At 41.2% G+C, this 22,226-nt stretch carries 15 protein-coding genes, 1 other RNA gene and 1 pseudogene; 2 read left to right on the top strand and 15 right to left on the bottom strand.

Annotated features, from left to right (window positions below; genetic code table 11):
- The 3 genes and pseudogenes from RYM16_RS07095 to RYM16_RS07085 form a co-directional block, all read right to left on the bottom strand.
- A pseudogene (locus RYM16_RS07095) lies at positions 1–269 on the bottom strand (hypothetical protein); the annotation flags it as partial.
- Positions 270–374: 105 nt separating this feature from the next.
- Positions 375–1,121 carry a hypothetical protein gene (locus tag RYM16_RS07090; RefSeq protein ID WP_314983131.1) on the bottom strand — a complete coding sequence of 249 codons (747 nt, stop codon included), beginning with the start codon at positions 1,119–1,121 and terminating at the stop codon, positions 375–377.
- A 222-nt stretch (positions 1,122–1,343) separates the two neighbouring features.
- The gene (locus RYM16_RS07085) at positions 1,344–1,856 is read right to left on the bottom strand and encodes a pyridoxamine 5'-phosphate oxidase family protein (RefSeq protein WP_314983130.1); all 513 of its coding nucleotides are present in this window, start codon (positions 1,854–1,856) and stop codon (positions 1,344–1,346) included.
- Positions 1,857–2,139: 283 nt separating this feature from the next.
- Between RYM16_RS07085 and RYM16_RS07080 the strand changes: the two genes are divergently transcribed.
- Positions 2,140–3,582 (top strand): amino acid permease, encoded by a 1,443-nt coding sequence (locus RYM16_RS07080; RefSeq protein ID WP_314983129.1) that lies wholly within the window; start codon positions 2,140–2,142, stop codon positions 3,580–3,582.
- Positions 3,583–3,660: 78 nt separating this feature from the next.
- Here RYM16_RS07080 and RYM16_RS07075 read toward each other — a convergent pair whose 3' ends face one another.
- From RYM16_RS07075 to ffs, 9 genes are all read right to left on the bottom strand, one after another.
- Positions 3,661–4,233, bottom strand: coding sequence for an immunity protein YezG family protein (locus RYM16_RS07075; RefSeq protein ID WP_273298230.1), 573 nt, complete (start codon positions 4,231–4,233; stop codon positions 3,661–3,663).
- A gap of 262 nt (positions 4,234–4,495) precedes the next feature.
- Positions 4,496–5,620: a cation diffusion facilitator family transporter gene (locus tag RYM16_RS07070; protein WP_314983128.1), complete on the bottom strand. Its 1,125-nt coding sequence runs from the start codon at positions 5,618–5,620 to the stop codon at positions 4,496–4,498.
- A 311-nt stretch (positions 5,621–5,931) separates the two neighbouring features.
- Positions 5,932–6,936: an RluA family pseudouridine synthase gene (locus RYM16_RS07065; RefSeq protein ID WP_314983127.1), complete on the bottom strand. Its 1,005-nt coding sequence runs from the start codon at positions 6,934–6,936 to the stop codon at positions 5,932–5,934.
- Positions 6,936–9,524: a 3'-5' exonuclease gene (locus RYM16_RS07060; RefSeq protein WP_314983126.1), complete on the bottom strand. Its 2,589-nt coding sequence runs from the start codon at positions 9,522–9,524 to the stop codon at positions 6,936–6,938. Before RYM16_RS07060 ends, RYM16_RS07065 begins: the two co-directional genes overlap by 1 nt.
- A 9-nt stretch (positions 9,525–9,533) precedes the next feature.
- Complete coding sequence (locus tag RYM16_RS07055) at positions 9,534–9,788, bottom strand: hypothetical protein (RefSeq protein WP_105085040.1); 255 nt, start codon at positions 9,786–9,788, stop codon at positions 9,534–9,536.
- Position 9,789: 1 nt separating this feature from the next.
- Positions 9,790–10,386 carry a recombination mediator RecR gene (gene recR / locus RYM16_RS07050; RefSeq protein WP_004694915.1) on the bottom strand — a complete coding sequence of 199 codons (597 nt, stop codon included), beginning with the start codon at positions 10,384–10,386 and terminating at the stop codon, positions 9,790–9,792.
- On the bottom strand, positions 10,387–10,716 hold the full coding sequence (locus RYM16_RS07045; RefSeq protein WP_008602262.1) for a YbaB/EbfC family nucleoid-associated protein: 330 nt from the start codon (positions 10,714–10,716) through the stop codon (positions 10,387–10,389).
- 50 nt (positions 10,717–10,766) lie between these two features.
- Complete coding sequence (gene dnaX, locus RYM16_RS07040; protein ID WP_314983125.1) at positions 10,767–13,268, bottom strand: DNA polymerase III subunit gamma/tau; 2,502 nt, start codon at positions 13,266–13,268, stop codon at positions 10,767–10,769.
- A 167-nt stretch (positions 13,269–13,435) separates the two neighbouring features.
- An RNA gene (ffs, locus tag RYM16_RS07035) (signal recognition particle sRNA small type) lies at positions 13,436–13,535 on the bottom strand.
- A gap of 179 nt (positions 13,536–13,714) precedes the next feature.
- On the opposite strand from ffs, the gene RYM16_RS07030 reads away from it, so the two are divergent.
- Positions 13,715–15,022 (top strand): zinc-ribbon domain-containing protein, encoded by a 1,308-nt coding sequence (locus RYM16_RS07030; protein ID WP_314983124.1) that lies wholly within the window; start codon positions 13,715–13,717, stop codon positions 15,020–15,022.
- Positions 15,023–15,113: 91 nt separating this feature from the next.
- On the opposite strand, the gene gltB is transcribed toward RYM16_RS07030, so the two are convergent.
- From gltB to eis, 3 genes are all read right to left on the bottom strand, one after another.
- The gene (gltB, locus tag RYM16_RS07025) at positions 15,114–19,697 is read right to left on the bottom strand and encodes a glutamate synthase large subunit (RefSeq protein ID WP_314983123.1); all 4,584 of its coding nucleotides are present in this window, start codon (positions 19,695–19,697) and stop codon (positions 15,114–15,116) included.
- 393 nt (positions 19,698–20,090) lie between these two features.
- Positions 20,091–20,960 (bottom strand): RluA family pseudouridine synthase, encoded by an 870-nt coding sequence (locus RYM16_RS07020; protein ID WP_314983122.1) that lies wholly within the window; start codon positions 20,958–20,960, stop codon positions 20,091–20,093.
- Between the two features lies 1 nt (position 20,961).
- Positions 20,962–22,155: a GNAT family N-acetyltransferase gene (eis, locus tag RYM16_RS07015; protein ID WP_314983121.1), complete on the bottom strand. Its 1,194-nt coding sequence runs from the start codon at positions 22,153–22,155 to the stop codon at positions 20,962–20,964.
- Positions 22,156–22,226 lie beyond the last annotated feature (71 nt).

The following is a 22,226-nucleotide window of genomic DNA, read 5'->3' as shown; positions in this document are numbered from 1 at the left end:
TATGGAAGCTTCTGAACTGCCTCTTTTAGTTGTCCCTTAAAAGTATGAGCCTTTTGTGTATTCTCTATAGGCCAATCATGAAAGTGCCACTGTAAACCATCCATTCTAGGCTCGACATTTTTAAAATTATACCCTAACTTAAGCGTTTTTGTAGATACAGAATTATCTGTAGATATAGCAGTGTCTACAGTATCTGCTGTTACACTTCCTACAGATAGTAACCCAACAGCTATAGTAGCTAAGATGGACTTATATATAGTTTTATTCATCTTCTTTCCTCGTTAAGCGATTACATATTTCACCGCTATTACACAATATATTGTTCTAGATACGGTGTGTATTACATACAGCTTGTATTACATCCCGTTTATCTGCTAAGGAATTATTCGTTCTTTTGTTTTAGTAGAAATCTTCGTAATCGGATAGTTTCCTAATAATTCATAACGTGAGCTATCTATATTTTTTACAGGCACTACATGTTCCTTATAGAATTCAGCATCAACTGCTTTCACAGGTTCTAAGAAGAATAAGGAGTACGCCATGCCACCTTCCGTCCACGTAATGCTACGGATCAATTGTACTCCTGGCTTACCTGTATAATACACCTTGCCAGATTCACCTTCTTCAGACCATTCATAGTCCTTATACTCTGCAGGAATATACGCTGTATCTCTTACGGTATCCACGGAATAGCCCATTCGATAGGCCATAACATTAGTAATAAATTTTTCCCCAGCCTGATAGATAGGTGCATTTCTTTTGTAATATACAACCTCTAGCACATCATTTCGATCAAGACGTGCTGTATAAAGCTGATATCCAAAAGGTATATAACTAGGTGCCTCAGCCTCATACGGTAATTTCTGAGTAACCTCTGCTATCCCCTTAAAGTTACGAGCACTGTCTTGAGTCATTATAGGCCAGCCTACTAATTGCATTCTTGGTATTTGGATAATTGCAGAAGCATTATTCATGTTTGGCGTAATATTTTTAGACTTAGATGCGGCCTCAGAATTATTAATCGATACAGACTGATCAACAGTATCTGCGGATACATAGCTTATAGATACTAAACCAACAGCTATAGCAGCTAAAATGGATTTACATATTAATTTTTTCATATTCTCTCCTCATGAAGCGATTATACGCTTTATATAATGATATATTTCTTTATATATATCAGAAATACCACTATTATTCTGTTGCTCGTGCTACTTCATAAAACCTTTATAAAATCTATCCTGTAAGTAAGTTCTCCTAATAAGAGAGCTATATTATATTTTTTGCAAAAAAATCCTACTGAACGCTATATCATAATAGAGTTCAGTAGGAATGTTGTATCATTATTTAGTTAATGGCGGCATAATAGCATCTTGTTCAAGTTGTCTTCGTCTTTTAGCCGAATAGTCAACAACTTTAATTTGAACTACGCCCACAGAGTTTACCATGGCTTCCGTAAAAGTAAACTCACGACCTGTCTGATATTTCATCAATACTTGTAAGCCATGAGACTTTTCATCAATAGCCTCTAAATAGGTAGCCTCTCCACGACCCATCACACTAGAGTATACCGAGCTATATTTACATGGTATATCTCCACCTGAAACGAGTGCTTCATCGCTACCATCAATTTCAATAAATACATGTGGATTCGCTTGAATCAAACTAAACTTCTTTCCCTCATAATGGCCATGTACATAGATATAAAGTACCTCATCTATAAATTCATATCCAAAATGTAAGGGCACCACGTAAGGGTAATCACCATCCATCAGACCTAGATGAATGATACGAGTGCTACTTAAAATACCTTTAATTTCATCTATATTGGTAACCATGCGATCTTGTCGTCTCATAATAGCCTCCACGGTTTTACGTAAAATATAATCTATGTATCATTATAGCAAATTTTATAAACCTTTTAAGACTAAGTATTCTCTTAAAATGAATAATTTATCTTTTATTCGTATATTAATAATACTATTTTTTCTATATATCCACTGTATAAATACATTTGACTTTTTACAATAGATACTGTATTATAAGAAAATAGTTTTATAGATTCTATAGATTATAGAGGCTATGGTTATCCATGGCTTTTTATATTTGTAGATAGTTTGTAGAAAAGAGGTCTTTACTATGTCTGATACGCATCAGTTAAAACGAGGTCTTAAGAACCGGCACGTACAGTTGCTCGCCATTGGCGGTGCCATTGGTACAGGCTTATTCTTAGGCTCCGGTCGAGCCATTCACTTGGCCGGTCCATCCATTATTTTCGCCTACCTTATTACAGGTATTATCTGCTTCTTCATCATGAGAGCATTAGGCGAATTGTTATTATCCAACTTGAATCACCACTCCTTTATCGATTTCGTCGAGGATTATTTAGGTGATCGAGCTGCCTTTATCACAGGATGGACATACTGGTTCTGTTGGCTTTCACTAGCCATGGCAGACTTGACGGCCGTAGGCCTCTATATGCAGTACTGGATACCGTGGCTACCACAGTGGATTCCAGCCTTGATTGTCCTTGTCGCCTTACTATTAATGAATTTAACAGCTGTAAAATATTTCGGCGAAATGGAGTTCTGGTTTGCCTTGATTAAGGTAATTGCCATTATCTCCCTCATTATTATCGGTATCATCATGATTTTCACAGGCTTTACTACTGATGCGGGTGTCGCCGCCTTTAGTAATATGTGGAATTATGGAGGATGGTTCCCGAACGGAACGATGGGCTTTATCTTATCATTCCAAATGGTTGTATTTGCTTTTACAGGCATCGAGCTCGTTGGTCTGACAGCAGGCGAAACGGAAGATCCTGAAAAGGTTATTCCTATGGCTATCAACAACATTCCATTGCGTATTATTTTATTCTATGTGGGCTCCTTGGCTATCATCATGAGTATTTACCCTTGGACGGCCGTTAACCCATCTGCTAGCCCATTTGTAGCCGTATTTACCGCTGTTGGTATCGCAGCCGCTGCAGGCATTGTAAACTTCGTGGTACTCACCTCTGCTGCGTCTGCTACAAACTCTGGTATCTTTAGTACAGGCCGTATGATTTATGCCCTTGCTAAACGCGGTCACGCACCTAGCTCTATGCGTCGCTTAACGCACAGCAGCGTACCGTACCAAGCAACGATTTTCTCTGCAGCCGTATTATTGATTACAGTTGTACTCAACTATGTAATGCCTGAAGCAGTATTCGTTATGATTACATCTATCTCTACCTTCTGCTTCATCTTTATTTGGGCCATGATGGTTATTTGTCACCTCAAATATCGCAAGAAAAACCCTGAGTTAGCGGCACAATCTAAATTCAAAATGCCACTATATCCAGTAATGAATTACGTGATTCTCGGCTTCTTCGTTTTCGTTCTAGCTATTCTAGCGCTAAACGAAGACACGCGAATCGCCCTCTTGTTCACACCAATTTGGTTCGTTATCCTTTGGGCCTTCTACTCCATGCTTAACACGGACGATGAAGATGCTCTTGGAGAAGAACTTATCGAGATGGCTGGCGTAAAAGAAATTTACAAAAAACCTAAAAAAGACGACTCTAATGACTACGTAATCTAATAAAAGTCGATTACATAAGTTAATAAAAGATATCTACGTAACATAACAAAGAGCCCGTGCATAGCACGGGCTCTTCTTTTACTTCATAGTAGGGAAGTTTTGTTGTTCATATTGTTGTTGATACGCCGGAAGATTGCTTGTATCTTCATCGTAGTTAAAGATAGTTTTACTGCGATATCCACCTTGCGTAATGATGATATCGATAGAGGATGGTACCTCTTGACCAGTACGCTCTAAATGGTTAACTAGTTCTTGTAAAGCTTCAGCTTGACGCAAAGAACCTGTCATGTATTTACCTTTAGATAAACCTGTATTTCTAATCACTTGACCATTATGTACTTGGCCTCTAGTATCTACATAATAGAAACGTACAGCTGCCTTATCTCCCGTAGGCACTGCTTTAACATAAATAGTTTTCCAGTTCTTTTTAACCATAGCTTTAGTAGCGTCTGCTAATTTATTAGACAAACGTTGTGTTTCTTTATTAGTGGCTTTGGATACACCGTTTACCTGTTGAATTTCATCATTCATCGGCATTTCGATAGGTGATACCACTGGGTCTTGTTGTACTTTTTTCGCATCTGCAGGCTGAACTGCCAATACACCAACAGCTGCCATTACAGCTAACGTTGTAAGAGCAATTTTTTTCATACTATCTCTCCTTAGTCAGGTTACACTAAAACAAATTATATTTTATACAACAAATTATATTATATGTATTATATCACTTTATATCAAGTCATTCTTCTTTTCAAAACTAGTACTCTTGATTATTTGATTCCATCGCAATATAGAGTCACCTCGCTTATGTATAGTATAACTAAATCTCTAATCTAATAAAAGAAAAGGCTTCAACCAATGCTCGACAAAACGTATTCTGTCGATGATGGATTGAAGCCTTTATGTTTTACTATTAGTTACTGAAGTCAGTATCTACAATAGCAAATTGTGTATATTCAGGGCAGCGTTTTTGCATTTCTGCTTTAATTTTTTCTAATGTGCCATGTGGATCTTCTTCGTCAAAGTCAAAGATAATATCGTAGTAGATAACTTTCTTTTCTTCTTGTACGTAGAACGCATGTACTTGTACTACATGTGTATATAGACTTACAACTTGGTCGAGAGCTTGTCTTACTTCAAGCACTTCTAAACTTGGTTGGTTTTCAGCATATACGCCAACGGTCATAGCAATACCAAATTTTTTATAAAGATGAACGGCGATACTTTTTGTTAGTGGATGAATATCAGCCATAGTCATCGTATCTGGCACTGTAATATGAACAGATCCAATTGTTTCACCAGGACCATAACTATTTAACACTAAATCATATACACCGCCCACATTTGGATGTTGAGCGATAGTTTCTTTAATTTCACGAACTAAGTTATCATCTGCACGAACGCCAAGCAAATGATTATACATTTCTTTTAAAATGTCATAAGCAGCTTTCAAAATTAAAACAGAGATAGCCGCACCTACATAACCTTGAATGTCAAAGTCAAAGAAGAATACTAACGCTGCAGATACTAATGTAGCAAAGGTAATCACTGCATCAAAGAGGGCATCTATACCAGACGCTACGAGCGCATCGGATTTGTATTTCTCGCCTTGTGCCTTAATATAACGGCCCATCACTACTTTCACAACGATAGCCACGGCGATAATCGCCAAGCTTGGAATATCAAAGGTAGATACCTCAGGATGAATAATTTTTTCTATGGATTCCTTAAGGGATCCAATACCTGCACCAAGGATGATGAAAGCAATGGCCATAGTAGTCATATATTCTATACGTCCATGACCAAATGGATGCTCCTTATCGGCACCCTTAGCTGCTAATTTTGTACCAACAATAGTCAATACAGAGGACAAAACGTCTGTTAAGTTGTTTACCGCATCAAGGATGATGGCAATAGAGTTAGACGCAAGGCCTACAATCATTTTAAAAATAACGAGAACGACGTTACCTATAATACCTTTTATACTAGCAAGCGTAATCCCCCGATTACGTGCTGCACTATTTTCTTGTAAAATCATATTAAACTACACCTCTTACATTCAATTCACTAAGCTATAAATCGAAGCCTATCGATTTATTTATATTCCTATTATAGCTTATTGATTATCATTTGTCATTATATTTTTTGAAAAATTTTTATAAAATCGTTGTTTTCACTGAATTATCAACGATTCTCATTTCTCAATTAGAATATTTGATGTATTGTGACTTCACAATCTATAGCGTAGATCTATTGTTAACAAATTACTATCTAATTATTAATACGTAATATATATTACGCACTTTTTGATACTTACCTAGTGATAAGTAAAAAAGTAGTTAGAGGTAATTATGCGGTAACCGTAATACGCTCGCCTGTGCGCATGTGTGTAAATACAACCTTTTGGGCACGCAATTGGAACGGCTGCCCCGTTGGTTGTGCGCCATATAAGGTATCCCCTACGAGAGGGTGACCTATATGGCTGAAAGCCACACGAATTTGATGTGTTTTTCCTGTGTACAAACGGACTAAAACCTCTGTATATCCACATTCTTGGGAGTTATACACAGATTTGTCCACATTTTGACCACTTTTATCCACATCTGATAGTTCTATATCCACATTTTTTGATACTATATCCACAGAATTTTTAGACTTATTCACAGACTTATCCACAGGCTGTGATTGATGTCTACATAGGACGGAATAATCTGTACGAGTCTCTTTTCCTTTAGGATTTACTTCGTAATGAATCCCATCAATACTGCGTTCCATAGATAATACCAAGGAATCTTCATCAGCTTCTACGATGCCTTCCACAGTAGCCATATACCACTTTTCAAAGGTATTATCATCCATTTGCTGTTGATAAAGACTTTGGGCTAAGCCACTTTTAGCAATCGCAATACAGCCCGTTGTATCTCTATCTAAGCGATTCAAGAAACGTACCTTCCGCTTAATGCCATGTTCTTTAAAGTAATACGCCACACCATTGGCAAGGGATACTTGGTCTTTGGAGTTTACTGTCACACCAGCCGGCTTATCCACAATGAGGAGATCATCATCTTCATATAAGATATGTAGATTCATTTCAATTGGTTCGTGATCTATTTTTTCCTTCGCCATGGCAATCCAAATCTCGTCACCTTCGGAGATAACATCCTTTGGCGTTGCCTTATGGTCATTGATGTGGATTAGTTTTTCCTCAAATAACTTTACTAAAGACTTACGAGGATATTTTGTATCTAGTACTTCACCTAATGTAACATCCTGTTTTTCACTACGTGCAGCGTCTATATCTGCGGCAGTTACGGTCCACAAAATATCATCGGGACGATGTGTTTTTCTCGCCATTAGTATCTCCTTTCTACGAGCTCATTGTCTCGTGGCATATAGTTCAGTAGCGAGCTTGGTTGAACCGCTCGGCCACGTATATTGGTTTGTTCAAAGGTAATGGTCAGCTCTTGCTTAGGACGCGTTATGGCCACATAGAACAAGCGCTTTTCTTCGTCTTCACGCCCTTCTGCAATGGCAAATGGGCTTGGGAAGGTACCTTCGTTGAGGCCTGCTAGGAATACATGGTCAAACTCGCTCCCCTTTGCTTGATGGATGGTAATGATAGGAATGCGATCTTCGTTACGTACCTGTTGAGCTGGCTCACCTGCGGTAAGGGCCGCCATCTGCAAGATTTGATTTAATCGAGCTAAACCAGCCAGCCCTTCATAGGCAGCATCTAGTTTTTCCATAATGCGATATAGATCCCGTATATGCTCTACCTTTGCCGCTTCCCCATGGGATTTATAGTATTCTAGAACCCCCATTTGGTTCATAATGTACGCCAATAACTTCGTTGGTAACTCCGTATAGGCCTTTCTACGTAACGTCGCCATTTGGGACGCAATATTAGTGAAAGCAGCCTTATACTTATTGATTGCCACCATACGACCAGTTGTGGTAGGCACGATATTTTCTTTCACTGCATAAATTAAAAGCTGTGCAGTGGCCAAGATATCGTCCATCGCATTGTGCGTAGGCTCATGATTGATAGGAAACTCTGATGCTAGGAAGCCCAGTTTATGATTTGGCAAATTAGGATAGAAACGACGGTAAATATCGAGTGTATCATAAATAGCCTTGAACTCTGGATTACCTAAATTATGGCGTGCCAATTCATTAGTAAAGATGGTCACATCGTAGTTTACATTGTGGCCTACGATAATGGCATTCTTGGAGAATTCCTTAAAGGCTTGTAGCACTATAGCTGGCTCTTCGCCGTGTTCCTGTAAATACTCATCGGAGAAGCCGTGTACTTCTTCGGATTGTCCCACAGGTACCCCTGGGTTGATAAAGCGTTCAAAGGTTTCTAGGACCTGCCCATTTTCATCGATGCGGATGGCCGCAATTTGAATGATACGATCCTGGGACGTATCGGTACCAGTACTTTCTACGTCATACACCACGACCTCATGATGTTCTAAACCACTGACGAGCTTCGCATAAGGCTCGGCTTCAAAGATAGGCATATCCATAAAGTCCGTCAATTTTAAGCCTACTTGTCGCGTCTCAGGGCTTTCAATGGCTGCAATACGAGCGTCACCGATACCAGCAACATAGCGTTTTATAATGCGCTTAGCGCTGACGGAGTCATTCGGGTTCATAAGCAGTTTAAAGTAAGCCATAACGTCTTTGATTTCTTGACGTCTAAAGAATTTAAACTCGTCAATGATCATAAAGTGACGACGTTCGTCTTCAGGTTTTTCATTGTTGAGGCGTTCAAAGGAGTCGCTCAGCCGTTGTGCCTTTTTATTATCTCGTACTAAAACGCCAATATTGGCATCCTTTGGCAAGGCGCAGATAGCTTCATAGATATATCGTCCCTCGAGATAGCTATTTTTACAGCCTTTTATGAGAACAGGCTTGCCCTTTCTTTCACTATTAGCGCGAGGCAACTCAGTATAGATAGAACCTACCAGATCAGGGAACATATTCTGCAATGTTTTGAAAGCCATCGTAAAGAGCGTCCAGTTAGAGCGGTAGTTTTCGTAGAAAATGATTTTTAAAGGCTTAAAGTCCGCATCAAACTGCTTGAGCAAACGGAATGGATCGGACCCACGCCATTCGTATATAGTTTGGAAATAATCCCCACATAATAGGACGTGATTACCTTCCCACAGCATTTCTAGAACCTTGTACTCTAGAATGCCCGTATCTTGCATTTCATCTACAGAGATATAGCTATAACGGCTACGCCAACGCTCCCGAACTACGGGATCTTGGAATAGGCGATGAACACCGCAAATGAGATCTGTGAAATCTAGACCATGTACGGAGGCTAAGCTTTCATCATAGGCGGCAATCCACTCGTGACCATGGTTCAAGAAGTCATGGAGTTCACTGTAGAGAACATTGCCAAAGCGAGAGAACTGTTGCTCAATAGTAGGACGCTGTTCCTTTTGCAAACGATCAATCGTTCGTTTATAATCGCCTACGAGATCATCAGAATAGAACCCATATAGAGAGCGATATTCTTTTACCATACCGATGATGTTGGCAAAGGACATTTCTCGCAATTTACCTGGACGATACGGTTCAGACAATTCCTTGCAATCCTCTTCATCAAAGATCGTTACATCCGTATACAAGGTTTCATTGCGCTTCCCCTCTTGTTGGAGCACGAAAAAGCAAAAGCTGTGGAACGTACTAACCTCCACAGCCTTTGCAGGACTGCCTACGAGCGATTGAATGCGGTCTTTCATCTCGTTTGCCGCCTTGTTCGTAAAGGTCATACACAAGATATTCTCCGCCTTCGCATAGCCGCCCTCGATGAGGTGAGCCACTCGATAAGCAAGTGTATTCGTTTTTCCCGTCCCAGCGGACGCTAACAAGAGGATATTCTGTTCAACTTCATCAATAACGCGTTGTTGTTCACGATTGATAAGCATGAGGTCCTCCTATTTTAAAAAGCCGTACCATCCGGCAGCAATGAGCATTGGAATAGGGCCTAGAATTGCTGTTAAAGCCCATACGCCCAAACCAATATCCATAGGAATATTAAGGATATGAACGCATACTAAATACGTCAAAATACCAGTTACTGCATTCATAAATACTCGTTTAAGAGTAAAAAAGGCTACTTTGAAAGCAATGTAGGCTACAGCAACGGATACAACCGCCGAAATAATCGGTGATGCTAATAAAGCTCCCATATTATCCTTTCATTTCTTGGCGGTTCACTACAGCACCGCCTAACGTTAATTCATCGGCATATTCGATATCGCCACCTACAGGAACACCGCGGGCAATGCGCGTTACCTTAATGCCACTTGGACTTAATAAACGCGCCAAATAGAGAGCTGTCGCCTCCCCTTCTACATCTGGGTCAGTAGCGAGGATAACCTCTTGTACGACACCATCCCGAAGGCGGGCAATCAATTCTTTTACGCGAATATCGTCAGCACCGATGCCCTCCATAGGGGATAAAGCGCCTTCCAATACGTGATATAAGCCCTTATAGTCACCACTGCGCTCGATAGCAATCACATCGCGAGATGTTTCAACGACCATAATCGTCGTTTGATCGCGATTCGGATTGCTACAGAATTCACAAGGGTCTTGAGCTGATAAGTTAAAGCAAATAGAACAGTGACGCGTAGCCCCCTTCGCTTCTACGATGGTTTCCACGAGACGGTCTACCTCTTCCTTCGGCATTTCTACCAAATGATAAGCCAAGCGTCTAGCCGACTTGGAGCCGATACCTGGCAAGCGGCGCAACTGCTCTACGAGCCGTTCTAAAGCATTTGTCATTTAGAATAAACCTGTTGGCAAGTTAAGACCACCAGTTACTTTGCCCATTTCTTGAGCCAAGAGGTCGTCTACTTTTTTGCTAGCTTCGTTTACAGCCGCCATCACTAAATCTTCTAACATTTCTACGTCTTCAGGATCAACTGCAGTTGGGTTCAATTTCAAAGACTCGATGATTTTTTCACCGTTCATCACAACTGTTACAGCACCGCCACCAACGGAAGCCTCTACTGTACGAGTTTTTAATTCTTCTTGCATTTTCTTCATATCTGCTTGCATTTTTTGAACTTTTTTCATCATGCCAGCCATATTGCCCATACCTTTACCAAACATTGTAATTCCTCCTTTTAGGATCTACGTCCTATACTAATATTCTAATTGATTTATTCTTCGATGATCTCGACGATGATGTCGTGGTCTTCAGATAGTTTTTCTAATGTTTCTGCCAAAAGAGGATTATTTCGTTCCTCTTCTGTCATATGCTCTGGATCCCATGCATATTCACGAGCTACCGTCACGCTATCGATGGGCGCCACTTCAATAGGTGCTTGTGAAAGCATAGTATGATCATCACTTTGATAAGGGGTTCCCTGTTGCTGTTCGCCCCCATTAGACTTTGGGACAGCTTCTACCTCAATATGGGCACCGCTATCCATAGGGCGTTCTAGAACTTCCCCATCTTCACTGATAACAGTGACACTATCTAATGGATGTGGTGGTATATCATCTAAAGATGATACGTAAGATTCCTCCATATCCTCTACAGGCACATCATCAAAGGAATGAACTGGAATATCATCGCCAGTTGTGGCACTTACAGCAGCACCGCCCGTTTTCTTTGCTAAGAATGCTAAGGCCGCCGCCTTTGCCGCATCTACTGCTGCGGAATCAGGCTTACTTGGTTGCTCATCATTAGTTAAGTCCATTTGTGTCGGCTGTACTCCAGATGTTGTATGTACATCCACCATTGGCTCTTGCGGTCGTTGCGGCGCTTTTACTTGGCGCTGCGTCGTACTGCCAGAGGCCTTTTTATAGTCTTTGTAAACTTGTGTGAGAGCATCAACGATTTCTACATGCACTGGATATCCCAGCGTATAGGTGAAAGCATCTGCCGCTTCTGCCAAGTTTACTTCGTTGGTCATTACATTGAGATGCAATGTATTTTTGAAGGCCATAACAGCCTTGCTTTGGTCTACGTATACAAGTTGACCTTGGCCAATTACGGTAGAGGTCATATTGCGATTACTGTCCTTCAAGTATTTAATGACATTGGACTGTACATTGCGATACTCTTGAGCCGACAAGATTTGATCACTAATGATAGCTTGTGTACTAATACCTTTTTTACCACGACCTTTGGCTTGATTTCTAGCAGGTCGTTCTGGTGCACTGCTTGTACTTGGTGGCGCCATACCAACACCGCCCATTGGAGGCGGAGCCATACCTACTCCATTCATAGGAGGCGGTGTACTACCAGGCGTACCCATAGGTGGAGGGGTCATGCCTACACTCGCAGGCGGTGGTGTCATCCCCACGCCACTTGGAGGCGGCACAGTGCCAACAGTACTAGTTTGAGTACTACTCATGGAGGCATTCTGTACAGCAGCATTATCTACAGGGACAAAGCTATTGGCATAACCACCTGGCGGTCCAAAGGCATTGGCACCGTAAGCAGGTGTAGTTGCAACAGCTGGGCCTCGTTGCTCTAATTGAGCCATGCGGTTCAATAAATCATTTCGTTCAGATCGTTCTGAAGACTCTAATGCATACACACGGTCTTCTAAGCTTTCATCAACAGAGCTTAATTTGGCACAAAGTACTAAAAGGCCCATTTCGATGATAGTTCGTGGATTATCCACCTGTTTGGCATCATTCATGATGGACTGAGCACTGCGCACATATTGATTAAGCTCATTAAAATCGATGCTTTCAGCTTGAGCTAAAAACTCGGTCTTAAAGGCATCGTATACCTTGAGCTCGTCCGCATCAGCTGCGACCTTACCAACTAGTAAGGCCCGCACGTGCTGAATGAGGGCTTCCATAATCTGCGTCGCATCACGACCTTCTGCTAAGGCATCGTGGATATAGGACAACAATTTGGGACCATCCCCGTTGCGCAACGCATCTAGGAAGTGAATAATCCATTCCTTGCTAACAAGACCGATGAGTTCTTCTACTACTTGTGGCGTAATAGTACCTGTTGCCATACCGGCACATTGGTCTAAGATACTCAACGCATCGCGCAAACCGCCGTCCGCATGAACAGCGATGAGCTGCGCTGCTGCAGGATCTAAGCCAAAACCTTCCTTTTCCGCTACATAGGATAAACGCTGTGCGATATCATCAGACGTAATGCGTCTGAAGGTATAGCGCTGACAACGAGACACGATAGTAACAGGCAATTTTTCAATTTCTGTGGTAGCGAAGATAAACATAACGTGAGCCGGTGGCTCTTCGATAGTTTTTAAAAGCGCATTCCAAGCCTCAGTCGTAAGCATGTGGGCTTCGTCGATGATGAACACCTTTTTACGGCCTTCAACAGGCATGAATTTGACGCTTTCACGAAGGGCACGTACCTCATCGATACCACGATTGGAGGCGGCGTCGATTTCAAGAACATCCATGGACTGGCCGCTCAAAATCGATTTACAAGCACTACACTCGTTACAAGGATGATCCGTTGGCCCATGTTCACAGTTAATAGCGCGCGCGAAAATCTTGGCCATACTAGTCTTACCAGTCCCTCGAGGACCAGCAAACAAATACGCATGAGCCACCTTATCCTCGCGGATAGCACGCATCAATGTATCCGATACCTGATGCTGACCAACCACATCGGTAAACGTCTGTGGACGGTACTTACGATATAACGCAATATATGCCATTGGAACACCCCCTTTTTCCGAAAATTACAATACTTTATTATACCATATTCACGAAAATCTTACTCATTTTATAGAGTTCTATCATTAATTTATACGACCCATTTCCCTCTATCAATTAGACATAAAAAAAGCGGCCCCTCAGGCCGCCTTGCAATATTCGATCACGACAGCCCCCGGGTTCCCCGTGGCACATGAAGGTTACCGCTTAGTGCTGCTACCTCTCAGTCCTGACACGATTCACAGGCCCCCATTGCACAGGCCCGAGAACTGCCATGATCCAATATTGCAATACAAATATTATACATGAAAATGCCTCTATAGTCAAAACACTTAAACTCTGCCTATCTTTCATCTATATTTCATTTTCATCAAAATTTCAGTATAATAAATATATAAATCTCATATGCACCAATACAAACTTATTTTACAGAAAGGATATTATCATTATGAGACGTTGTCCTAATTGTGATGCGTTACTACGTGAACAAACGGTATTCTGTGGAAATTGTGGTTTAAAACAAGAACCCTTAAACGAAAAAACATGCTCAAAATGTAGTAAACCAATTCCTATTGAAAATAATTTCTGCCCACATTGTGGTACTCCTACAACAATTAATTCTGAAGTGCTTGAGGATACATCTACCAATAATCAACTAACAACGGAATCTCCTGATAGTCCCCAAATTAATTTAGAAACAACGAACTCAAATAACGCTACCCCTTTAAGTACATACGATTTAGATCCATATATACTTAGTGAAATAGATAACTTTAAGTTTTCATTTACTCAAAAATATGCTGAGTTTAATGGACGAGCAAGCAGAGGTGAATATTGTCGTTATATATTAATAGAAACTCTGCTATTTGTTTTAGTAACAGCTATCGGTTTATTAATTACATATATAAGTAAAAAACCTGAATATGTCTTTTATGGTATAGTCTTATTTAACATAGTATTTTTCTTACCAACACTTGCCATCTCCACGCGAAGAGCCCACGACTTAAATAATCCTGGTTGGACATCTATAATTTTATTCATTCCTTATATCAATACACTTTATTCACTGTATCTACTTCTAAAAAAAGGTGATATTACACCTAATCGTTATGGTTATCCAACTTCGTTTGAGATTGTAACACCTCAAATAAGTGAAGAAAAAGATATTCAATTATCTCCAGATTCAGGTTCAGCAACAAAATTTATTTTAACAATCATTGTTCTTATAGGTATTATAGTAGCTGCATTCGTATCAATGGATTCCAATAAATTTCCAAGCAATACAACGAAACCAAAACCATCCAAGTCTACTACAACAGTAGATACATCAAAAACAGTATCACCATCAGGAAGTAATCCTCAGTCCACCTCAACACCTCAAACGTCTGTACAAACCGAAAATAATTATATCGAACAAAGTACAAATGCATTACGCTCTTATTACGATAGATTAAATCAAAAGAACTTTAATGGAGCTTATGCACTATTATCCGAGCAGCAACAAGCTAGCGTAGGTTATTACAACACTTGGAGAAGTGGATATAATACAACCCTTAATGTTACCTTAACTTCTACAAGGGTATTATCTGCTAATCCAAATCAAGTAATATACGAATATCAGCTACATGCAAAAGATTCAATTAATGGTAGAGTTAAACATCAGTTTTTTACGGGTAATGTAACCATGGAGAGAGTTAATTCAACATGGTATATTAAAGATCAAGATGGACGTTTAGTCAGCTCCTACTTTGAATAATCTCTAGTATCACTAAATTATATTACAAAAACTCCCACTAGTCTTTAATCAACTAGTGGGAGTTTTTTATTATCATTGTTTTATAAATCTATTATGCATATTTTTCTTTGAATGCAGCTAATTGTGCTTCTTCCAAGGATAAACCTTGTTCTTTATAGCGTTCAATAGCAGCGTGCATTTCTTCATATGCTACAGGTACAACTTTTGTAAATCTATTTACAAAGTTATTCCAGTTTTCTAGAATGTGACGGCCTTTAGCAGAGTTCGTATGCAATACATGTTGTTCTACTAATTCTTTAATGCGTTTGAGGTCATCTTCAGTGTTAGCAGGACGTAATTCTACGAGACCTGTATTGACATAGCGTTCATCACAATCAAGGATATACGCATAGCCACCGGACATACCTGCTGCAAAGTTACGGCCGATTTTGCCGAGTACAAGAACTTCGCCACCAGTCATGTATTCACAACCATGGTCGCCTACACCTTCAACAACAGCAGTAATACCACTGTTACGAACGGCGAAACGTTCACCAGCTACACCGTTGATGTAGGATGTACCAGAGGTTGCACCGTAGAAGGCAACGTTACCAATAAGGATGTTTTCGTCAGCTTCAAAGATAGAATCTTTAGGTGGATATACAGTGATAGTACCACCGGATAAGCCTTTACCGAGGTAATCGTTTGCATCGCCTTCTAATTCTAACGTCATGCCTTTAGGAATGAAAGCACCGAAGGATTGGCCTGCAGAGCCTTCAAAGTTCAACTTGATTGTATTATCTGGCAAGCCGCTTTCACCGTAACGACGAGTCACCTCAGAGCCAACCAAAGTACCTACAACACGGTTAATGTTTGTAATAGCCAATTTAGCGCGAATAGGTTTTTGATCCTCAATAGCAGGACGACACATACGTAAGAGCTTGGACATATCCAATGTGCGTTCCAATTCGTGATCTTGGTCAACAGTGTGCATGTGACCTACAGAGGAGTCGATGTATGGACGGAACAAAACGCGTTTAAGGTCAACGCGAGACAATTTGAAATTATCGTCTTGAGATTTTTGACGAACGAGGTCGATACGGCCAACGAGTTCAGCTACAGAGCGAATACCTAAGCGAGCCATGATTTCGCGCAATTCACGAGCGATGAAGATCATCAAATTTTCTACATACTCAGGTTTACCTGTAAAGCGGGCACGCAATTTTTCATCTTGTGTCGCTACACCATAAGGACATGTGTTGAGGTTACATACACGAGCCATTTTACAGCCTACTGCAACGAGTGGCAATGTACCGAAGCCGAACAGCTCAGCACCCAGCATAGCTGCTACTGCTACGTCGAAACCGGTCATCAACTTGGAGTCTACTTCTAATTGAACGCGGTCACGCAATCTGTTGAGCATCAATGTTTGATGCGTTTCGGACAAACCTAATTCCCAAGGCACCCCAGCGTGTTTTACAGACGTACGGCCTGCCGCACCTGTACCACCGTCGTAACCAGAGATCAAGATATTGTCTGCTTTTGCTTTCGCAACGCCAGCAGCGATAGTACCAACGCCAGCTTCAGATGTTAATTTAACGGAGATACGTGCATCTTTATTGACGCATTTCAAATCATAAATCAACTCAGCCAAATCTTCGATGGAGTAAATATCGTGATGAGGTGGTGGAGATACGAGCTCAACCCCTGGAGTAGAGTGACGAGCTTTAGCAATTTCAGGGTACACCTTTTTACCTGGTAATTGACCACCTTCACCTGGTTTAGCACCTTGAGCACATTTGATTTGTAATTCTTTTGCGTGGATTAGGTAGTTCGCAGTTACACCAAAACGACCAGAGGCGATCTGTTTTACTTCGGAGTTTAGGCTGTCGCCGTTTGGCAATGGTTTGAAGCGAGCTACATCTTCGCCACCTTCACCAGAGTTAGATGTAGAGCCAAGGCGGTTCATAGCGATAGCAATCGCTTCATGCGCCTCTTTACTGATGGCACCATAACTCATAGCGCCCGCTTTAAAGCGTTTTACGATAGATTCTTCAGATTCAACCTCTTCAATAGGAATGCCGCCGCCTACTGGGTAGTTCAATTCCATCAAGGAACGCAATGTAACATGGTAATCATTGCGAATAGCTTTAGAATACTCTTTATATTTAGCATAGTCGCCATTAATAAGGGATTCTTGTAACAAATCAATCGTCTTAGGGTTAAACAAATGCTCTTCCCCATCTTTTACAGGACCATACCAACCGCCTGGTTCAAGTACAGTTTCGTCGGATTTGAAAGCACGTTCGTAACGAGCTAAGGCTTCGTGTGCTACACCGCCAAGACCGATACCACCGATACGTGTTGGAGTATTTACGAAGAACTTGTTGATGAAGTTAGTATTCAAGCCCAACGCTTCAAAGATTTGTGCGCCATGGTAAGAGCGAACTGTAGAAATCCCCATTTTGGACATAACCTTCATGATGCCGCCTACAGCTGCTTTGATGTAGTTCTTTTCAGCTTCTTCAACCGTAATATCACCAAGGCGTTTACGAGCTTGTAAGTCGCGTACTGTTTCAAGTGCTAAGTATGGGTTAATAGCTGTTACACCATAACCAATTAATGTACAGAAGTGATGAACTTCGCGTGGCTCACCAGATTCGAGAATAAGACCGATTTCTGTGCGCAACACTTTATTGATCAAGTGATTATGAACAGCCGCTACAGCCAACAATGCTGGAATTGGTGCATGATTTTCATCAACGCCACGGTCGGATAAAATCAATACATTTTGTTCTGTACGTGCTGCCTCTTCTGCTTTTTCACATAATTCATTTAACGCATCACGCAAGCCTTCAGCGCCCTTAGTTGGATCGAAGAGGATTGGCAATGTAACGGATTTCATGCGACGGCAGTCAAGAGCCTTGATGGATGCCAACTCTTGGTTTGTAAGAATTGGTGTACGCATGGATAACGCATAAGTACCAGCTTTGTTTGGATCTGTTAAGTTACCAGAGTTACCAAGCATAACGCGCGTAGATGTAACCATTTCCTCTCGAATGGAGTCGATTGGAGGATTTGTTACTTGGGCGAACATTTGCTTGAAGTAGCTGTATAACAATTGTGGTTTATCGGACAAGATAGCAAGTGGAGCATCGGCCCCCATAGCGCCTACAGGATCTTTACCATCCTTTGCCATAGGTACGATCATACGCACAAGATCTTCTTGAGTATAACCAAAGGCTTGTTGATTTTTGAATAAATCTTCAACTTTTGGAATATCGCTTTCATCAGCTTGTGTAATTTCAGACAAGTGAATAACGTGCTCTTTTACCCATTCATCATATGGCAATTCAGTAGCTACGCGTTGCTTGATTTCCTCGTCAGAAATAATACGTTGTTCCTCTGTATCGATGAGCAACATTTTACCTGGTTCCAAGCGACCTTTAGCACGAATATTTTCAGCATTTTCATTTACTACACCCACTTCGGACGCCATGATAACGCGATCATCAGTTGTTACATAGTAACGAGCAGGACGCAAACCATTACGGTCAAGTACGCCACCGATAACAGTACCATCAGTGAAGCCCATAGCGGCAGGACCATCCCATGGTTCCATCATGAAGCTATTGAACTCATAGAAGTCATGTTTTTCTTGGCTCATGAGATTATTGCGCTCCCAAGGTTCAGGAATCATCATCATGATTGCATGAGGTAAGGAACGACCTGTCATGTGCAAGAATTCCAAAGTGTTGTCGAACATAGCGGAGTCAGAACCGCTGTCATCTACTACAGGGAACACCTTTTTAATATCTGGGAATAATGGAGATTCTGCTTTACCTTCACGAGCATTGATCCAGTTTACGTTACCGCGGATAGTGTTGATTTCACCATTATGCACTAAGAAACGGTTAGGATGCGCCCGAGCCCAGCTTGGGAATGTATTTGTACTGAAACGGGAGTGGACCATTGCCAACGCAGATGTAAAGTCAAGGTCGCTCAAATCAAGGTAAAAGTCACGCAATTGACCAGGTGTTAACATACCTTTATATACGATTGTCTTAGAAGACAAAGATGCGATATAAAAGTCGCTAGATAATTCCTTGCTCAACGGAATAATGCGTTTTTCAGCCAATTTACGGATGATGTACAATTTACGTTCAAATTCTTTATTATTCGTTACATCTGGACCTTTACCGATGAGGATTTGAATCATCCAAGGGCGAATGGCAGCCGCCTCTTGACCAACCTTTGTACCATCAACTGGTACTTCACGCCAGCCGAGAACAACTTGGCCCTCTTCGCGAACAACCTCTTCAAAAATGCGTTTTTGCTCGTTACGGAGACTTTCATATTTATGGGCAAAGACCATACCTACGCCGTAATCACCAGCGGAAGGCAAGTTAATGCCAAGCACTTCGCATTCGCGCTTAAAGAACTCATGTGGAATTTGTACCAAAATACCGGCACCATCCCCTGTGTCCTTATCGGCGCCTGCACCACCGCGGTGCTCAAGACGCTCTAAAATACGCAAACCGTCATCGATAATATCATGGGATTTTTTACCCTTAATATTAACGACAAAGCCCATGCCGCACGCATCTTTTTCAAATTGACTGCTGTACATACCATTGGCTTCGAGTCTAGCTTGATCTAGACGTTGTTGCTCAATTGTGCTCTGATTCATATCCATAACGTGCACTCCTTCATATCACTTGATCATCCCAAGCGCTGCGGCATCGTTCCGTTCGGGCTTGGTGAAAGTATAACTAACAAACTATTTCATGATAAAATCATAAACTTTATAGTCTATAGAATTTTATGTCTACGCATAGTATACACCTGTCCTCTGTGAATTGAAAATATAAAAAAAACATAGTCTATGCTTTTGATGCATAGACTATGCGTTTTTATCACTATTGTTTTTTGTATACACGAATACACAATCATCAATTGAGCTTTTTTTGTTTTACGTGGCACGCTCTATGTCCACATCTAACGATTGAGCTTTCTTTATTTTACGTGGCATGCTCTATGACCACATCATCATTTAGATTATAGTTGATGATACTTATAAAAGCAATTACTATTTTTCACGACCAAAGTCGTCCCCTACTTCATAGGTTACCGTTATAGGCTCGTCCTTACCATAGGGTACAAAGGTGAGTTCTGACGCATGCAAGCATTGACGTGTATAGGGTTTATTACGTGTCCCATACATGGCGTCTCCCACAATAGGATGACCAATGTGTTCCATGTGTACACGAATTTGATGAGTTCGACCTGTGAGCAATTTAAATCGCAGTAAAGTATGATCCCCATCATGACGAAGAACGGTATATTCCGTTTGTGCCGGTTGACCAAATTCATCGATGACACGGCGGTTATCAAATATGGGATCTACACCGATAGGCGCGTCGACAACACCATCTGAGTCAATGCGACCTTCTACAAGGCCAGTATAGATGCGATCGATACGACCAGCTTGCAGTTCATCTGTGTAGTATTGCTGCGCTTCCTTAGTTTTGCCAAAGAGAATGCAACCGGATGTGTCGCGGTCAAGGCGATGCACAGGGCGAACCTTATGAACTACGCCCTTTTTCGCATAATAACCTGCCACATAGTTGCTCAATGTACAAGACTTTGTTTGACCTGCTGGATGAACGAGCATAAAAGGATCCTTATTAACCACCAAGGTATGAGCATCTTCGTAGAGAACGGTAATAGGCCCCTTTTCTACATCTACCCCATAATCCTTATCTTGTGGCAGTTCCAAGGTTAAGACATCACCTTTTTTGAGGGACCGCTGAGAATGGGCTACACGGCTATTTACTTTTACCCGTTTCTTGCGGAACATCATTTGAATGTCTCGAGAGGATAGAGAAAACCGTTCCTTTACATATTTAGAGACTGTTAATTCTGTCGGTTCTTTTACCGTATACGTTTTCCAGCTCATATTACCACCACTCGTTAATATATGTTTTTTGTTCAGGATAGAGGATATCGAAATAATCTAACCATTCTTCCCCGACTGAAAGTTTACCTTCAAAGGCAAGATCCCGTGCTGTTAATGTACCCATCAAAAGTTGGCTCAAAGCACCCACTTCAATAGTAAGATCTACTTCACCTTCAAGCGTATCAGATACTTTCTTAATAGTTGGCGTTAATGCACCGCCGTATTGTACTTCGTAGCGACCTTCATTCCATGCACAAAGGCTATCTTTAACGCCAAAGGTCAAAGTAATAGGCATCATCAATGCCTCTGGATTTACAGGAATCGCTTCAAGAGCCGCTTTCACATCAACAATACGACTCATCATATACGGCATAGTGGAATGTCCGCTTTTACCATCTGGATAGAAGCGATAGTATGTATCGTGAAGACCTTCATTCCAACGGATAGAAGTGCCTTGGGAGCGATGATTGTAGAAGTAATTGAGCAATGCCCGTTGTGCACGTCGTGTAGTATACACCAATTCAGAAACAGGGATTTCAGGTTGGCCTAAACGATATACAGCATACCCTTCGATAATATTTTCATCATTGCGCACAACAGCGATGTTTACACCTTCCGCAAAGAAGCTGCCAAGCAAGCGTTTCCATTCTTTTTCACCGCGCTCTGCATAACCAGATAAACGCGCTGTATACGCTTTATATACTGGATCTAGCAATGTCCATTGGTCTACGCTATTAAGTAAGCCAAAGCTCAAAGATTTATCCGTCATAGGGCGCAAATCTTCAAGAGACATGGTGTTCACCCATTGATGAGCATAGAGTTCCCAACCATATTGTTGGTAAAAAGCCGCTTTAGAGGGCATTAAAATCGTCATAGCTTGACCGCGCTTACGAAGTTCCTCTAATGTAGCAGTCAACAACGCACCACCTACACCACCACGGCGTGCTGCCGGATGTGTAGCAACACCTACCATATAACTTGTAGTCAGTACAGCGCCGCGTACATTAAGATTATATTGACGCAAATGAACGGTACTTAACAACTGGTCTTGTTCTAGACCAACCATTGTATGTTCTGGTTCATAGCAATTTGTAAAATAATATTGGAAGAATGGATCTTCCTTAGGTTCAAAGCAGTACGCCCAGAGATTCTCCACATGTGGCGTATCTTGAGCCGTCGCAATTCTAAATTCCATAATTATGTCCTCGTTATATCATAAAGGCCTCTATCTATTGCATCGCACCGCATCGCATCGCATCGCATCGC

This window comes from uncultured Veillonella sp., assembly GCF_963524655.1.
Classification (GTDB): domain Bacteria; phylum Bacillota; class Negativicutes; order Veillonellales; family Veillonellaceae; genus Veillonella.
This window is presented reverse-complemented; position numbering and strand designations above follow the sequence as displayed.

What these genes read in the sequence shown, in the direction of transcription:
- RYM16_RS07090 (WP_314983131.1), bottom strand. Translation starts at nt 1,121, where the DNA reads ATGAAAAAATTAATATGTAAATCCATTTTAGCTGCTATAGCTGTTGGT.
- RYM16_RS07085 (WP_314983130.1), bottom strand. Translation starts at nt 1,856, where the DNA reads ATGAGACGACAAGATCGCATGGTTACCAATATAGATGAAATTAAAGGT.
- RYM16_RS07080 (WP_314983129.1), top strand. Translation starts at nt 2,140, where the DNA reads ATGTCTGATACGCATCAGTTAAAACGAGGTCTTAAGAACCGGCACGTA.
- RYM16_RS07075 (WP_273298230.1), bottom strand. Translation starts at nt 4,233, where the DNA reads ATGAAAAAAATTGCTCTTACAACGTTAGCTGTAATGGCAGCTGTTGGT.
- RYM16_RS07070 (WP_314983128.1), bottom strand. Translation starts at nt 5,620, where the DNA reads ATGATTTTACAAGAAAATAGTGCAGCACGTAATCGGGGGATTACGCTT.
- RYM16_RS07065 (WP_314983127.1), bottom strand. Translation starts at nt 6,936, where the DNA reads ATGGCGAGAAAAACACATCGTCCCGATGATATTTTGTGGACCGTAACT.
- RYM16_RS07060 (WP_314983126.1), bottom strand. Translation starts at nt 9,524, where the DNA reads ATGCTTATCAATCGTGAACAACAACGCGTTATTGATGAAGTTGAACAG.
- RYM16_RS07055 (WP_105085040.1), bottom strand. Translation starts at nt 9,788, where the DNA reads ATGGGAGCTTTATTAGCATCACCGATTATTTCGGCGGTTGTATCCGTT.
- recR (WP_004694915.1), bottom strand. Translation starts at nt 10,386, where the DNA reads ATGACAAATGCTTTAGAACGGCTCGTAGAGCAGTTGCGCCGCTTGCCA.
- RYM16_RS07045 (WP_008602262.1), bottom strand. Translation starts at nt 10,716, where the DNA reads ATGTTTGGTAAAGGTATGGGCAATATGGCTGGCATGATGAAAAAAGTT.
- dnaX (WP_314983125.1), bottom strand. Translation starts at nt 13,268, where the DNA reads ATGGCATATATTGCGTTATATCGTAAGTACCGTCCACAGACGTTTACC.
- RYM16_RS07030 (WP_314983124.1), top strand. Translation starts at nt 13,715, where the DNA reads ATGAGACGTTGTCCTAATTGTGATGCGTTACTACGTGAACAAACGGTA.
- gltB (WP_314983123.1), bottom strand. Translation starts at nt 19,697, where the DNA reads ATGGATATGAATCAGAGCACAATTGAGCAACAACGTCTAGATCAAGCT.
- RYM16_RS07020 (WP_314983122.1), bottom strand. Translation starts at nt 20,960, where the DNA reads ATGAGCTGGAAAACGTATACGGTAAAAGAACCGACAGAATTAACAGTC.
- eis (WP_314983121.1), bottom strand. Translation starts at nt 22,155, where the DNA reads ATGGAATTTAGAATTGCGACGGCTCAAGATACGCCACATGTGGAGAAT.